The organism is Paenibacillus sp. FSL L8-0663 (assembly GCF_038008125.1).
Classification (GTDB): domain Bacteria; phylum Bacillota; class Bacilli; order Paenibacillales; family Paenibacillaceae; genus Paenibacillus; species Paenibacillus polymyxa_D.
Map to the genome: position 1 here is coordinate 4,397,686 of NZ_JBBOYM010000001.1, position 15,665 is coordinate 4,413,350.

Genomic DNA, 15,665 nt, shown 5'->3' on the forward strand with positions numbered 1-15,665 from the left:
TTACTCCATGCCTCGCAGTAGCTCAGCAATTCCAGCGCGATCCATTAACTCATCGTCCGAGCGATATTGATCGAAGCTCACTCGTTCCAATCCACCGTATTGGCTCAGTAAGCGCTTGTCTGCTTGCTGGGGAAGAATAACAAAATAGCGATCATCATAGCGATACGTATGCGGCACCTCATAGGGCGAAATCAGCACCTCATGCAGCTTTTCCCCACCACGTATACCAATCTCCTTTACTTTCAACGCAGGCTGCCCCGCCTGTTCTTTCATCACTTCTGCTAGATCTGCAATATTGCAGCCCTTCATTTTCATCACTAGCGTCTCTCCCCCAACCGCCGTGACAGAAGCCTTCAGCAGCAAGCCAATCGCCTCTCCGAGCGTGAGGAAAAAGCGTGTCATATCTGGGCTCGTCAGCGTTAAATCCTGCCCATCCGCGATCTGGCGCTTGAACAGGGGCACGACACTTCCACTCGTCCCCAACACGTTGCCGCCGCGTATACACACAAAGCGAGTACGCTCACTTAAAGTGTTGGCGCGGATCATCAGTCTTTCACCTATCGCCTTCGTCATGCCATATACATTCACCGGATCTACTGCCTTGTCTGTAGAGACATCAATTACCTTGGCGACTCCCTGCTCAATGCTGGCCCGGATCACGTTTTCCGTACCGTGTACGTTCGTCTTGAAAGCCTCTTCCGGCTGTCTCTCACACACAGGGACATGCTTTAATGCCGCCAAATGGAATACATAGTCCACTCCGCGACATGCCTCCTGCAATGCCTGAAGATCTCGAATATCTCCAATCATGAAATTCAGGCGAGGATCCGATAGAAATTGCCGCTGCATGGCAATCTGTGCAAATTCACCGCGTGAGAAAATACGAATCTCCGCCGGGTCCTCCTTCAGCAATTCAGCGGTTAGGCGTTGCCCCCAAGATCCCGTTCCTCCGGTCACCAGCAGTTTTTTTCCTTTGAACAATATAATCTCCTCCTGACCGTTACGAATTGGCAATGCCTGTTCCCAGAAATTCTGCCAGCACAGCATTCATTTCATTCTCTGACAGCCGATCCTTCGCCGGCACTTTTTTCACCGAAGTATTGGCAGCATGAATGACGTTCACATAGTTGCGAAGTGGAATGATCTCATGCGGCAGCTCCGTTACATATCCGTGCGTACCCTTTCCAGGAATGACCACACGGTAATCATTCAGAAAATCTTCCACTTGATAGCGAAACACATAAAAAGAAGGCGAACGGTGAAACACCGGTGCCATCTGCCCCTCAACCGCATCCCACAGGTAACCCATCTGGTTCACCAGCGCAACCGTCTCCGATTGAAACTTGTAATCATGCAACTGTTGTACAAAGGACTGGTGATACAAATCGTCGGAATCTATTCGAGCAATGAGCAGTTCGTCCGCACCTTCGATGTACGCATGGATACGACGTTTACTTTCGATGCTCGTACCAAAACGGATGTGGTCGGGAATGGGCTCATGTCGGGCCAGCTCCTCTTCCACGATGTCACTGCATCCGCCCGCCAGCTTGACGACAGATAGGAAATCCGCATTTGTCTGACTGAGTAAACTACGCAGCGTAAAGGTTCTGAATATATCCAGTCGCTCGCTGATCCACTCACGTGTCAGGCGGTTGGGATTCATCCCATAGTTATTAAAATTAATTTCAATTACAACCTTGCGATTCATTGATCTTCCTCCCTTTCAACCGTCTTCTCTCAAGTTATGAAGACGCTCCTGAAACGGCACGTACAGATACAACGAATCTTGTAAAAATAGGTAGAATCCAAAAAGAATAGCCGTTCATACAAAAACCTTTTCGCTTTCGACATATGATAGAATACAAAGTTTTTTACTCCATCTGAAAAGTTGAACAAGCAGGAACGACAGGGAGGAAACATGATATGACGAATCCAAAGTATCTGGAGATGGACGAGGTACTGAAGCGTTTGAAGCTAGCACTCGATCAGCACCAGTCCTTTTCGCTCATTCGTATTGGAGATGGTGAAAATTTGGTGTTGGCGCAGGATACCGTCTGGCCGATGGAAAAGGTGTTACAGGAACGTTGGGCGGTCAAAGCCAATCTCGGTCAAAAGGGACTGTTTCTACCAAATACGGAACTACGGGACGCGGTGGCTGAGGCAGTGAGCAAAGCCACCATTACTGGCATTTTGCCATATGATGACGAATCTATTAAAGCACCATCCTATATGAAGCGGGAGCTGACCGATCAGGTCTTTGCTCACTATGCTCTTTCCCCCGCGCTGACCTGCCACGCCTGCCTGAATCGGTATTTGGCTGGGACACCCGCTTTCTGGGACATGCTGAAAAATCGACGCATTCTGCTGGTCACCCGGACGGCCACTGAAGTAAAGCCTGTTCTTGAGGCAGATCCGTACAAGCTGCATATTGCCCACACACTGGCATTTCATCAATATGAACAAATGCCTGAAACTCTCCAATGGATCGCAGCACACAAAGATGACTTTGACATTGCGCTGTTCTCTTGTGGTGTCAATGCAGTCGTGTTAGCACAAAAAACAGCAGAACTCACTGGCAAAGTAGGTATAGACTTCGGCAAGGCGATTAATATCGTCATGTTCGGCAAAGCTAATTAATAGATAAAATAATATTTGTGAAAAAATATACTTAGCAAAAATCCTTGCTCCGTATATCAAAAAGCACCAGCAAATTTCAATTGGCTGGTGCTTTTTGATACCATATGTAGTTCTAAAGCGTGATCAAAAAGGATAATCCATATAAAGCTTTGAGCCCTTGCTTGTTTAGAAATAGAATTTGAGATTTCCTGTAACTTCTTTTACAATATTACAGAAACTAGCATTCATTAAAAACCATAAGGAGGGTGTTGAAATGTCACATAACAAGAGATTGAAGACATACCCACTTGCAAAAGCAAAGCATATAAAGGTTCATGGTCGAACTACGCAAACACGTACACCGCTTACTCTATTTTGGACAGGAAGTGGCATTGAATTGAATATCAAAGGCTCAGAGCTGTGGATTGAAATTGAGGCCGATTACCAGGTGTATGAGCCCTGGATCAGTATTGTCATCAATGGTGTCCCGATGAGTCGCCTGATGGTGACTGCAGGACGGCATTGGATCTGTCTTTTGAGAGGGTTAAACCCTGATACAGTCAAAAATGTCCGTGTGGTCAAGGATGTCCAGCCTATGAGTTCGGACCCGCACTGCTTGTTGCAAATTCATGCCCTGAAGGTTGACGGAGAATTGCTACCGGTCACTGATAAGCCCCTCAAGGTGGAATTTATCGGTGACAGCATTACCTCGGGAGAAGGAACGATTGGAGCGAAGGACGAGACAGACTGGGTTCCCATGCTGTTCACAGCACTACGCAATTATACAGCCATAACAGCCGAAGCACTAAATGCGGACTACCGAGTGTTTTCACAAAGCGGCTGGGGTGTCCTAACGGGCTGGGATAATAATCCCGATACGAACATACCGGCATATTATGAACAGATATGTGGTGTGCTGACCGGTGAGAGAAATGAAGCATTAGGGGCATTTTCAGATCATGATTTTACCTCATGGCAGCCGGACGTGGTCGTAGTGAATTTGGGGACTAATGACGGGGGAGCCTTTTATTCTCCTGCATGGACGGACCCAGCAAGCGGTAAAGTGTACAAGCAACGCTTGAACGAGGACGGCACATTCAATGAAGAAGATTTACAAGATTTTGAAAGCGCTATCGAATGTTTTCTTGTCAAGCTTCGGAATTGCAATCCTGCGGCTCATATTGTATGGGCCTATGGGATGCTGGGTACTCCTATGATGCCCTCAATCTACCGAGCAGTAGATGCATACAAGAAAAGAACGAGGGATGGGAATGTGTCTGTATTCCAACTGCCTAACACGACGGAAGAAACGATAGGGTCTCGCAGCCATCCCGGGCTCCCCGCCCATACCAAAGCGGCAGATGAGTTGACAGTGTATTTGCGAGAGATTCTTAAGAAATAGAATCCGAGAAGCACGATCAACTTTGTAGAACACGCTCATAAAGGAAATTACAACAACTAGGTCATTTGTGCTCTGGGTGTTGTTGAGAATTATAGCCACGAGTCTGTAGCAGCTGTCTGTCTATGCTCGTGGCTAGTTAAGCTTCTGCGCAGCGGCCTATCCTAGGAGAACCACGAACAGGCAGCGAGTATTTACTAAAGAAATATTCACCTGATATATTTACAGAAACGGAGTCGAAGCGATGCCCGTGAATACCTCTGGACCATTACGAACAGTGGTCGAAACACCAGAAATATAAGAAGAATATACTGTTTGTATTGCCAATGGAGCGGATAGATCCTGTGCATTAAAAGCTTGCGTTTCATTAGATCCGGTCACGCCCAGTACCCCCTCGGCGCGGTAGACTACCTCGCTCGGATCATAGTCGGCTCCACGCACGATTTCAACTGCATACGTATCGCCAAGCTCACCGATTAGACCAATGGAACCACTAAAAGTCACAATCGGACCTGGCACAAGAAAGGTTCGCAGAGTAATCAAACCGAATCGCTCCGGTATAGGACCCAGTTGAATATCGGGACCTTCACCTGTCTTTGATGAATTGGTGGAGCTTCTCATATCCAGAAAAAAACCCATACCTTATCCCTCCAAATTGCAAGATACTCCATGTTATGCAAGAAATTCTTTGGCGTATTGGACAAATTAGTAATAAATCTATCAATTCAGCTCAAAATAACCGATAGTAAATACATATGATATAAGCTTTAGAAATGAATATATAGATAGAAAGCAGGGGTTAGATGAAACGACTGAAAACATTAACACTACGCAAGAAATTGACCGCAGCATTCCTTCTGGTCATGCTTGTTCCTAGTATTATTGTAAGTTCTTTTTCTTATCAAGCAGCATATAACCAGACGGACCGCCAATTACTTGATAGTGCGACAACTAGCGTTACTGCATCCGATCGTGCAGTTACTCAAACGATTCAAGCCAAAATCGCGGATCTCGAATATTACTCTACAACGATGACGGCTAGTGATAACAGTGCTGAAGCAGATGATGCCATTCTAAAAAGATTACAAGTTTATTTGAAAATGCACGCGGAAGCTGTTGATATGTTTGTAGGAACCCCCGAAGGTAAGCTCATTATTGGCAAAGCCGTAGGCTCCACAAACGATCCTCGTGAGCGCCCGTGGTACAAACAGGCCCTGGAGAAACCCGGCCAAACCGTAATCAGCCCTGTTGGACTCAATACGGCTAAGATCCCCGTTGTGTATATTTCACGTACACTTCCCGACAACAGCGGTGTTCTCGGCCTTTCCCTGAACCTGAAAAATTTGAAAGAAATCACAAATTTAAAAATCGGACAAAATGGCTATATTATGATATTAGATGGTACCAAACGTATCGTTACCCACCCGACAGAAGTCAGCGGAAGTACCAAAATGGGAGAAACAATACCCAAACTGTTTGACTCTAAGGAAGGCAGCTTTAATTACGATCTTAATGGCGTAGATAAACACCTGATTTTCAAAACCAATGCGCTGACAGGCTGGAAAATTGCCGGCACAATGGACAAAGCAGAAACCAGTGCCTCCGCCCAACCGATTCTTATCACGACGATCGTAGTGTTGGTGATTGCAGCCATCATCATTGGCGTGCTCGCAATGTGGCTAATCAGCAGTATACTTAAGCCTATCCAAAGATTGCGTAATTCTATGGATGCCATCAGCCAAGGTAATCTTTCGATTAACGTGGCTACGACCAGTACAGATGAAATTGGTGAATTATCAAGATATTTTCAACAAATGGTAGATAACCTGCGTAACATGATTAGAGAAATTCAAGCGATGACTGGCAATTTGTCGGCATCCTCGCAAGAGCTTGCAGCAGGTGCAGAACAAACGACCCGGGCTATCGAGCATGTGACCATAGCCATTCAAGATGTGGCTGCTGGCAGCGAACGCCAAGTGGGCAGTGCTAAAGCTAATCAGACACGGGTTAGCGGCATGGCAACAGACATCACCGCTATGACCGAAACTATGGCTGAAATGACTACTTACTCCGCACAGGCCATTCAGGCGTCGGATGCAGGCAGTGAGCATATCGGCAACAGCGTCGTTTCCATTGATGGCATTCGCACTACCGTGGAAGAACTGGACACCATTATCGGTGCTTTGAATGATCGATCTGGACGAATTGGAACGATTGTTACTGTCATTACGGAAATCGCCAGCCAGACTAATCTGCTCGCATTGAACGCTTCTATTGAAGCGGCACGTGCAGGGGAGCATGGTAAAGGTTTTGCTGTCGTGGCCACAGAGGTCCGCAAGCTGGCTGAAAACTCAGCTCATTCCGCACAACAAATTCGTGAACAGATTCAAGGAATACAGAGCGGTGTATCTGAAGCCCTGACCGCTATGGAATCCGCCAAGGAACGCGTAAGCGAAGGTATCAATTCCATTGACCTATCCGGTCGCTCCTTCTCACGTATCCGTAGAGCGGTAGCCAAATCAGCGAAGCAGCTGGATAACGTCGCAGCTTCTACCGCTGGAGTCGCAGATGGAACAAGTACAGTCGTCAGCAGCATGGAGGAAATTACACGCATCGCTGAAGAAGCGGCATCCCATACGGAGACCGTGTCCGCAGCCGCTGAGGAACAGCTCGCCTCCATGGAAGAGATCGGTTCGTCTGCCGCAGATTTGACCCGTCTGGCAGAGCAGCTTCAAGATTTGCTGACACAATTCCAATTGGATGAAACAAAATAACCGTTCCAACCGATAAATACAGAGAAAGAGTCTTCACAATGAAGGAGGGTTGGAACATGGATATCGCAGCATTATCAACAGGTATGAGTCAGGCCAGCTTGGCTCAAGCCGCAAGTGTGAAGGTATTAAGTATGGCTACGGATCAGGCCAGTGAACAAGGACAGGCCTTAGTGCAGATGATGGAAAAAAGCGTACAGCCTCATCTTGGCGGTCAACTGGACATTCGCGCGTAAATACATGCATATGCTTGGTTAAGGGCGATTCTACTCAGGTCTGGACAGACCCGGGTAGAATCGTTTTTTTATCTCCCAATTTCTCGTTCAGCATAAAACGTAGTAAACTAGACATATCGTCCACGACCTCGGTTCGGAGGATAGCGCAACATTCACACGATTTACATTGAAAAAGGAGGATACATAGTTTATGAGTTATTCTGAATATTTTAAAAAAGCCAGAGAGCAACAACTGGGCGAGTTACAGGAGTGGTTGTCCATTCCAAGTATCTCAGCATTATCGGAGCACAAAAAGGACATTAACCAAGCAGCTGATTGGCTGGCTGCCAAACTGACTGCTGCCGGTCTGGAAAACGTTGAAATCATTCCGACCAAAGGGCACCCGCTGGTATATGCGGATCATTTGCACGCACCTGGTAAACCAACGATCCTTGTGTATGGACACTATGATGTACAACCCGTAGACCCGCTTCACCTGTGGGAAACGCCGCCGTTTGAGCCATCCATACGTGATGGAAAATTGTATGCGCGCGGAGCGACAGATGATAAAGGACAGGTTTTCCTGCACATTAAAGCAGTTGAGGCCATTTTGAAGCAGGAAGGCAAATTGCCGCTGAACATTAAATTCTGCATTGAAGGCGAAGAAGAAGTATCCAGTCCGAACTTGCTTGAGTTTTTGCAAACTAGAGCTGAACGTCTGGCAGCCGATGCTGTACTGGTGTCCGACACTTCCTTGATCGAAAAAGGAAAGCCTGCCATTTGCACAGGTTTGCGTGGATTATGCTCGCTAGAAGTCGCCATTCACACGGCGAACACAGATCTACATTCCGGTTCTTTCGGTGGCGGCGTGCCGAATGCCCTGCATGCTCTGGTGTCCTTGCTGGCAACCCTGCATAATGACAAAGGCAGTGTAAGCGTCGAAGGATTCTACGACGATGTTGCTCCATTATCGGCAGAGATGAGAGAAGAATTCATGAAGCAAGGCTTCAATGAGAGCAAGCTGCAACAAGATCTTGCACTTGATTCCCTCTTTGGTGAAGAAGGATTCAGCTTCGTTGAGCGTGTGGGGGCTCGTCCGACACTGGAACTGAACGGCGTATACGGCGGCTTCCAAGGGGAAGGTACGAAAACGGTCATTCCGAAAGAAGCTCACGCTAAAATTACGTGCCGCTTGGTGGCTAACCAAAACCCGCAAGACATTCTGGACAAAATCGAGCGCCATTTGCGCGCCCATGTTCAGGCAGGAGCTACCCTGGATATTCAACAGGGCGAAAAAGCGAACGCCTTTAACATCGACCCGTCACACGCGTTTCTGCAAGCGGCGGCCGATGCTTTTGAGAAGGTATACGGTGTGCGTGCCCTCTTTACCAAGGATGGAGGCTCCATCCCAATCGTGGAGACTTTCTCCCGTGTGCTGACTGCCCCAGTCGTGCTGATGGGTTTCGGCTTGCCAGATGAGAACCTGCACGCGCCCAACGAGCATTTCAACTTGGACAATTTTGACAAGGGTCTGCTGACGATTGTGGAGTTTTTGAAATCGGTGTAAGTAAACTAAAAAGCATTCACAGCATGGAACCATCCTTGCTTCGTGAATGCTTTTTTTTTCGTTAGTTCTGCCGCTTAAGAAAAACGGGTATAGCGCAACAGATGAGCCAGCCGATTGAGCCGTTCTATCTCCCGATCGAACTCATGCAGCGGCTGTCCAGCCAAAGCAGCGTTTGCTCTCAGATCCCGTAGCGGGTTCATTTTCCGACCCATGAGTTTCAGCACCGTGGCCTTCCCCATGTTATTCACCACCACATATTGTGTTAGCGGGTCAAGCTCAATCCACAATACATGATGCTGTTGGAAAAACGACAATAGTTGCTTTTTTAACGCCTCCAGCTCTTCAAGGTCACCTGTGATTTGCGGATGATGATGAAAAGCCACATAGCCCATCACCCGCAGGTCACTTATGATTTGTTCCAAATGAAGCGTTTCGTGTATGTACACATTGTTCGTGCTCATGCGGTTTCTTGCACCATTCGTATGATCTTCCCGGATGACGTTCACCACCTGACTATCATTTATATCAAGCTTTATCTTTCCCCTTTTCCAATAGCTGCACAAGCCAGCAACCTCCAAACCACAATGCACCTACAGCAAAAAAAACGGTATACACCGTATATAACGTGGTCAGTTCAAACAAGCTATTGTACCGATTAAGCAAGATCCCCCACAAGCATAGCAGAAAATTGCTACCATTTTGCTGATGAAAGCGATGCTTATAGATCCGTTGAATCAAAACAGCCAGGAATCCTATCAACAAAACGTGATTCAGCAAAATACTCCACATTTCCATAAGCCCCCTTTTTCACTATAGCGCAATGGCTTTGAAAAGTCAGGACGTACACAAACCTTGCGAACAAAAAAACAACCGGCTTATACGCCAGTTGTTTCCCGTTCCACAAAATACTTATTGGTCATATAATGGGCCTTGCCTCTGGAAGTATCCACCATTCCCTTTTTGTTGTCGAGAAAAACAATCTCCCGGCATTTGGTGCAGTACCACTTGGTCCGCTTAAAGGGAGATTCTGTAACATACGATGTACCACATTTGCAATCTACTTTAATTAAAGTTTCTGTTGATTTGTAAGCCTGGGACAACTCTTTTAGGCCAGTATCCGGTTGTTGAATGGGGATAATAACCTCCTGATAGCTTGAATACTGATTATGCACTTTAAAATCAGCCACCAGTTCCGCATGCAGTCCAAAGTACTCTTTGCCAATCTCGGTTACAAATTTCTTACCGATTCTGTAACACTCAAGCCATTCCTGTATCTGTTGATTAGACAAAGGCACTGTGCCCTTGATACCACTATTTAATGTGTAAGTCATGATGTATAAAGTATCATCTTGTCTATGTCCGTACATGAGAAGCCTCCTTATAATACACTTGATAATGTACTACAAAGCGCAAAAAACATCAATTTTATTATTTGCCAAAAGACTTATATCATTTGGGTAGGCACACAAGAATTGTGAGTATATGGTTAGAAAGCAACTGACAATCTGTCAGTTGCTTTGTCTTTCCACATAGTATTTGTTGGTCATGTACCACGCCTTGCCTTTATCCGTATCCACCATGCCCTTTTTACGATCCAGGAACACAATGTTATTACACTCCTTGCATGACCACTTGGTTCTTTTATGCGGTGACTCTTCTATATAGGAAGCACCACATTTACATTCTACCTGAATTAATGTTTTATACTGGCTGTACGCCTCTACCAGTGGGTCCAGCTCTACAGCTTTGTGTTCCATTACGGGCTGTATTATGAATATGTGTTCTCTCTGCTCCGAGTATTCATTATGTACCTTGAAATCTGCTACCAACTCAGGGTTTAAACCAAAATACTGTTTTCCCACAACCGTTACAAACTTGCTGCCAATTCGATATGCTTTGATCCATTCCTGCACCTGCTTACTGGATAGGTCGACAGTTCCCTTTATACCGCTGTTCAGCGTATAAGTCATCAAGTGTTGGTTGGGTGTCATATGTCTTAACATTCACCTCCGATCAAGAATATACCACAGGTAGCTCTAGGCAAAAGCTACTTCCGGCTACCTGAAGCAACGAGCTTTTTCTGCCTTGTGATTCTTCTTCAATCCATCTTCCATCCTGTCGTCATGCTGAATACTGTTTTTGTAGGGATTTATATTCTTAGACTATCACCGAATGCATTTCTAGCCTTGTATAACTTTGTGGTAATTCTTCTGATTTGATCACTTCTGCTAGTTTACCATGATCTCCAATGGTAGTTTCTTCCTTCTATATATAGTACATCATTTACACGCAATTTCCCACATATTTCAGCGGTTTAATCGTTTTACTTTTTTATATACCACAAAACAAAAGCCTTCCCGACCACCCTTCATTGTCGAAGGATCATCGAGAAGACTTTGTACCCCGCAAGGAACGAGAGGTCAGATTTTTAATTCGCCAAGCCTGATTAATTCCACGACCGCCTGTGAACGACCTTTTACGTTCAGTTTCTGCATTACATTGGAAATATGGTTTCGGACCGTTTTTTCGCTAATAAATAGCTGTCCGGCGATGTCACGTGTTGTTTTGTCCTGCACGAGCAGTTCAAATACTTCACGTTCACGGTGAGTTAACAAAAACTTGTTTTTATGGTCGTTACCCTTCGTCAATTTCACCCCTCCTTGCTCGGGTTTTGTGTGGTGTAACAAGGTTAAGGGATACAGTCAACACATTTTATGTCATGCGCTTAGGTATGGTTCAATATGCGGATAAAAATGGGCATAGGCACCCTACTAACTCCCTTCGATGGACGGTTGGACTCTGCGTCTAATTTATGTATTGACAGGCATATGGGCCAGCCTTATGATAAGAAAAACCGCGACTGATAATCATTATCAAAATGATAATTTGATATAGATATCGCAACAGACTATGGTTCAAGGCCAGTTTGGCCAGAAAGGGTGTTCATTGATTATGAAACTACGTTATGCCGTACCGGCCGGAGTGCTGGTCTCTTCTATTCTGTTCGCAGGTTGCGGACAAACCGGAACTGCTACTCAGCAGCCTGCTGCAACGACCAAAGATGCAGGAGCCACAACACAGACAACGACTCCTGCCGCTTCTGCTCCCAATTTTGATCAAGCGGTAGCAGCTTACCGCACCTATGCCATCGAGCAATGCGATACGTTTGTGAAGAAGACAGAAGAATTCACGAACGCGGTCAAAGCTGGCGAGCTGGATAAAGCCAAGGCGCTGTATGCTCCTGCACGCATGTACTATGAACGGATTGAACCAATTGCAGAAGCGCTGGGTGATCTTGACCCAAATATTGATGCACGTGACGGTGATGTGGATGCAGCGGATTGGCGCGGCTTTCACCGGATTGAAAAAACATTATGGGAAGAAAACACAACCAAAGGAATGGACGAGTTCTCCGACCGACTACTGAGTGATGCCAAGCTGCTGCGCGCCAAAGTAGAAACAGTTAATATTGACGCCAGCCTGATGGTAACGGGTGCAGTCGAGTTGTTGAATGAAGTCTCTACCTCGAAGGTGACGGGTGAAGAGGAACGATATTCCCATACGGATTTGTACGACTTTGCAGCCAATGTAGAGGGCGCACAAAAGATATATGACATTTTGAAAACAGATCTGAACCAAAAAGATGCCGCGTTGGAAAAACAAATCGGTGAGCGCTTTACGGCCTTACAGCAGGAGTTGGCTCCTTTCAAGGACGGAGAAGGCTATGTATCGTATACAAAACTGAAACCGGAAGAAGTTAAAAAGCTGAGCCAAAACCTCGATGCCTTGGCAGAACCGTTGTCCCAAATGGGGAAATTGTTAGGAGTGTAATGATATGAAAGGCTTTAAGCGGCAAAAAGGGCAAGAAAAGCCGCAGTATGCGGAATCCCATAATGAACAGGGCGATCTGGTAAAAAAGGATGCGACGCTAGTGAAAGATGATCCGTCAGGAAAAAGCAAATCCGTATCACGCCGAGACCTATTGAAGCTGGCCGGGGTAGGTGGACTAGGTCTCCTGCTTGGCGGCGGGGGCGTGGGAGCCGTGCTGTCAGCCGGTCAACGTCTCGAAAGCATGATGACGGATGCGGATACCAAAGATGTAATCTCTTTTTACGGGAAGCATCAGGCAGGTATTGTGACTCCGGCACAGGATTTCATCTACTTCGCCGCTTTCGATCTAACAACCAGCGACAAGGAACAGGTGCGTAGCCTCTTCAAAGCCTGGACGGAAGCAAGCACTACAATGACTTCTGGCGTGCTCCTTGGCAACGATAATGAAAACCTCAACCTCCCTCCGTCCGATACGGGCGAGGCGGCAGGATTGTCGCCGTCCCGCACGACGATCACCTTTGGTGTGGGCCCATCCTTTTTTGATGGACGATATGGCCTGGCAGGGCTTAAACCTGCCGGGTTCCGTGAGCTGCCCCGTTTTCAAGGGGATGCCCTAGAGGAGCAATGGTGCGGTGGCGATATCGGAGTGCAGGTATGTGCCAATGACTTGCAGGTCGCTTTCCATGCCCTGCGTAATTTGGCGCGTATCGCCAGAGGAACGGCGGTGCTTCGCTGGACGCAGGAAGGCTTTCAGCGGACTGCACAAGCTGATCCTGCGGGAAGCACACCACGCAATTTGCTGGGCTTCAAGGACGGTACGGGGAACCCGGACACCTCCAAGGCAGACGAGATGAATCGGCTGGTGTGGACACAGACCAGTGACGGACCAGCATGGATGGGCGACGGCAGCTATATGGCTGTACGCCGCGTACGCATGCGGGTAGAGGTGTGGGATCGCTCAACATTGGGCGACCAGGAGGATACTTTTGGACGTCATCGCAGCAGCGGGGCCCCACTCGGTAAGGTCAAGGAGTTCGACAAGCTTGATCTGGCGGCCAAAAATCCAGAAGGCAAGCCAGTTACGCCTCCTACCTCTCATGTGGCTTTGGCTCATGGGAACGGAAGCATTAACATTTTGCGGAGGTCTTATTCGTATTCAAGCGGATTGGACAAGCAAACTGGACAGCTGGATGCCGGGCTGCTGTTCATCAGCTACCAGCGTGATCTGTTCAAGCAGTTCGTTCATATTCAGGAGAAGCTTGCACGCAATGACAAACTGAACGAATACATTGTACACAAAGGCAGTGCGGTGTTCGCCTGCTTCCCGGGTGTATCGCAAGGCGGCTACATCGGGGATACGTTATTTTAGCAGCAGGCAAGGAAGGGGATTTATATGAATCGGCGCAATAAAAGCTTGGGATGGGTGTTTGTACTGGTGGCAGCTCTGCTGCTGACCGTAGCTCCGTTCCTATCCAGCTTCGGGTCGGTCGCTTTTGCACAAACAGATGCCAAAGCTGTCACCAATGATCAGCTAATGCCTGTAGTAGGCGGAGCGCTGGTGGAGGCGGGACAAGCCCAATGGACGGAAGCCTCCAAGGATCTGAAAGAATTCCGCACGCTGTGGGAGGCCGCCAAGACAAATGGTGGAGATTCAGCTCACATCGCGACTGTAGATCAAGCACTCACCGATGCGGAGCAGACACTCGCCAGTGGCGGCGGGGAATCAGCGAAAGCTGCCTTATCCGTGCTAGCGCGCTCGGTCAATGAGTACGTCACTGCTGCCGAAGGGGACAAACCAGCCCCGGCTGGAGCCAAAGCAGCGGAAAAACTGCTTCCCATGGCGAAGGGCAGTCTGGCGGCCATGCAAAAAGGCGATTGGGCTGCCGCCCGGGTGGATTACGACCGAATCGTCAAAGCCTGGTATCAGGTAGAAACACCGATTCGTTTGGACAATTTTCCGGTATACAGTTCGCTCGAAACTAAAATCAGTCTCATTCGCATCTCCATGCAAGCTGAGCCCATTCGCCAAGAACAGGCTCTCAGGGAAATGCAGGAATTAACGACTCTGTTGTCTGATTATAGTCAGGGCAAATCTGTGAACACAGGTCAAGGAACGAATACAGGCAATACGGCTACCGGAACGACGAATGGTTCGACAGCTTCCTTGGGCGATGCAGTCACCTTGCTCAAATCCGCACGCCAAGATGCTGTAGCTAATCAATCAGAGCAAGCGGCTGACAAGGTAGTGCAGTTTATCGCTCTGTGGCCTTCTGTCGAAGGACATGTACAAATTGCCGATCCGACGTCTTACACTGCGATTGAAAATGAAATGACCGAGGCTTCCGGATATCTGCTGTCTTCTCCACCGAATACAGACAAAGCCATACAGACTCTTGATCAGATGCTGGACAGGCTCCGTCCGTTGACGGAAGAACGTTCTTACACTGCGTGGGATGCCGCACTGATTTTGCTGCGTGAGGGTCTGGAGGCCATCCTCGTGCTCGCAGCTCTGCTGGCGTATGCCAAAAAAAGCGGCGAAGCCGTGGCTGGACGATGGATATGGGCAGGAGCTGGAACGGGGCTGGTGCTGAGCGGAATTCTGGCGGTGCTGTTCACCACGCTGGTGGCAGCTGCCGCATCGGGCAGCATGCGTGAGCTGCTGGAAGGTGTCACCGGGCTGGTGGCGGTCGTGCTGATGCTGACCGTTGGTAGCTGGCTGCATAGCAAATCCAATGCTGCCGCGTGGAACCGCTTTGTGGAAAACAGCGTGGGCAACGCGTTAGCACGGGGAAGCCTGTGGTCGCTATTTGCGGTTTCTGCGCTCGCAATTCTGCGTGAAGGAGCCGAGACAGCTATCTTTTATGTCGGTATGGCTCCAGCCATCGAAACCTCGCAATTGCTGATCGGCATTAGCTCGGCGACGTTTATTCTGGTCATTCTGGCGTTTGCGATCATTAAATTTAGTGTACGGTTGCCGATTCGCGCCTTTTTCCTGATTGCCACTGTACTGATTTACTATCTCGTATTCCGATTTCTGGGCGAAAGTATTCATTCGCTTCAGGTGGCTGGCAAGCTTTCGGGGCACACTGCCTCCTCGCTTCCGTCCATTAGCTGGCTGGGAATGTATCCAACTTGGGAAACATTTGTCCCACAAATCGCTGTACTGATCTTTATGGTATGGCAGCTTGTGCGTCAGGAAATGCGCAGCTCCAAGCAACATTAAGTCGATACTACCCTACTCATCATGTAAAAAAACGCCAAATCAC

16 protein-coding genes are annotated in these 15,665 nt (G+C 47.8%); 8 read left to right on the forward strand and 8 right to left on the reverse strand.

From position 1 onward, the window contains the following. On the reverse strand, nt 1-981 hold the full coding sequence (locus MKY75_RS19330) for a polysaccharide biosynthesis protein (protein WP_322252280.1): 981 nt from the start codon (nt 979-981) through the stop codon (nt 1-3). Nucleotides 982-1,000: 19 nt separating this feature from the next. After that, complete coding sequence (locus MKY75_RS19335; protein ID WP_029518347.1) at nt 1,001-1,708, reverse strand: glycosyltransferase family A protein; 708 nt, start codon at nt 1,706-1,708, stop codon at nt 1,001-1,003. Nucleotides 1,709-1,923: 215 nt separating this feature from the next. On the opposite strand from MKY75_RS19335, the gene MKY75_RS19340 reads away from it, so the two are divergent. Beyond that, on the forward strand, nt 1,924-2,637 hold the full coding sequence (locus MKY75_RS19340; protein ID WP_029518346.1) for a GT-D fold domain-containing glycosyltransferase: 714 nt from the start codon (nt 1,924-1,926) through the stop codon (nt 2,635-2,637). A gap of 253 nt (nt 2,638-2,890) precedes the next feature. Next, a complete protein-coding gene (locus MKY75_RS19345; RefSeq protein ID WP_340886269.1) occupies nt 2,891-4,018 on the forward strand; it encodes an SGNH/GDSL hydrolase family protein in 1,128 nt (375 codons plus the stop codon). 219 nt (nt 4,019-4,237) lie between these two features. Here MKY75_RS19345 and MKY75_RS19350 read toward each other — a convergent pair whose 3' ends face one another. Further along, nucleotides 4,238-4,654 carry a hypothetical protein gene (locus MKY75_RS19350; protein ID WP_069011025.1) on the reverse strand — a complete coding sequence of 139 codons (417 nt, stop codon included), beginning with the start codon at nt 4,652-4,654 and terminating at the stop codon, nt 4,238-4,240. 164 nt (nt 4,655-4,818) lie between these two features. Between MKY75_RS19350 and MKY75_RS19355 the strand changes: the two genes are divergently transcribed. From MKY75_RS19355 to MKY75_RS19365, 3 genes are all read left to right on the forward strand, one after another. Next, nucleotides 4,819-6,789, forward strand: a complete 1,971-nt coding sequence (locus MKY75_RS19355; protein ID WP_069011024.1) for a methyl-accepting chemotaxis protein — start codon at nt 4,819-4,821, stop codon at nt 6,787-6,789. Nucleotides 6,790-6,845: 56 nt separating this feature from the next. Next, nucleotides 6,846-7,022: a YjfB family protein gene (locus MKY75_RS19360; protein WP_165148697.1), complete on the forward strand. Its 177-nt coding sequence runs from the start codon at nt 6,846-6,848 to the stop codon at nt 7,020-7,022. A 190-nt stretch (nt 7,023-7,212) separates the two neighbouring features. Further along, complete coding sequence (locus MKY75_RS19365) at nt 7,213-8,568, forward strand: dipeptidase (protein WP_209949749.1); 1,356 nt, start codon at nt 7,213-7,215, stop codon at nt 8,566-8,568. Between the two features lie 74 nt (nt 8,569-8,642). On the opposite strand, the gene MKY75_RS19370 is transcribed toward MKY75_RS19365, so the two are convergent. From MKY75_RS19370 to MKY75_RS19390, 5 genes are all read right to left on the reverse strand, one after another. Next, nucleotides 8,643-9,029 carry a hypothetical protein gene (locus MKY75_RS19370; protein ID WP_176715708.1) on the reverse strand — a complete coding sequence of 129 codons (387 nt, stop codon included), beginning with the start codon at nt 9,027-9,029 and terminating at the stop codon, nt 8,643-8,645. Between the two features lie 64 nt (nt 9,030-9,093). Beyond that, the gene (locus MKY75_RS19375; RefSeq protein ID WP_029518340.1) at nt 9,094-9,357 is read right to left on the reverse strand and encodes a hypothetical protein; all 264 of its coding nucleotides are present in this window, start codon (nt 9,355-9,357) and stop codon (nt 9,094-9,096) included. Between the two features lie 86 nt (nt 9,358-9,443). Beyond that, nucleotides 9,444-9,935, reverse strand: a complete 492-nt coding sequence (locus MKY75_RS19380) for a hypothetical protein (protein ID WP_013311697.1) — start codon at nt 9,933-9,935, stop codon at nt 9,444-9,446. A 141-nt stretch (nt 9,936-10,076) separates the two neighbouring features. Further along, the gene (locus tag MKY75_RS19385) at nt 10,077-10,559 is read right to left on the reverse strand and encodes a hypothetical protein (protein ID WP_029518339.1); all 483 of its coding nucleotides are present in this window, start codon (nt 10,557-10,559) and stop codon (nt 10,077-10,079) included. 429 nt (nt 10,560-10,988) lie between these two features. Next, nucleotides 10,989-11,216, reverse strand: a complete 228-nt coding sequence (locus tag MKY75_RS19390) for a helix-turn-helix domain-containing protein (protein ID WP_007431813.1) — start codon at nt 11,214-11,216, stop codon at nt 10,989-10,991. 304 nt (nt 11,217-11,520) lie between these two features. On the opposite strand from MKY75_RS19390, the gene efeO reads away from it, so the two are divergent. The 3 genes from efeO to MKY75_RS19405 are packed head-to-tail and all read left to right on the forward strand — an operon-like array spanning nt 11,521 to nt 15,622. After that, the gene (efeO, locus tag MKY75_RS19395) at nt 11,521-12,399 is read left to right on the forward strand and encodes an iron uptake system protein EfeO (RefSeq protein WP_025721876.1); all 879 of its coding nucleotides are present in this window, start codon (nt 11,521-11,523) and stop codon (nt 12,397-12,399) included. A gap of 4 nt (nt 12,400-12,403) precedes the next feature. Further along, entirely contained in the window at nt 12,404-13,768 is a 1,365-nt protein-coding gene (efeB, locus tag MKY75_RS19400; protein ID WP_029518338.1) for an iron uptake transporter deferrochelatase/peroxidase subunit, read from the forward strand. A 24-nt stretch (nt 13,769-13,792) separates the two neighbouring features. Next, complete coding sequence (locus tag MKY75_RS19405; RefSeq protein ID WP_165148691.1) at nt 13,793-15,622, forward strand: FTR1 family iron permease; 1,830 nt, start codon at nt 13,793-13,795, stop codon at nt 15,620-15,622. Nucleotides 15,623-15,665: the final 43 nt, after the last annotated feature.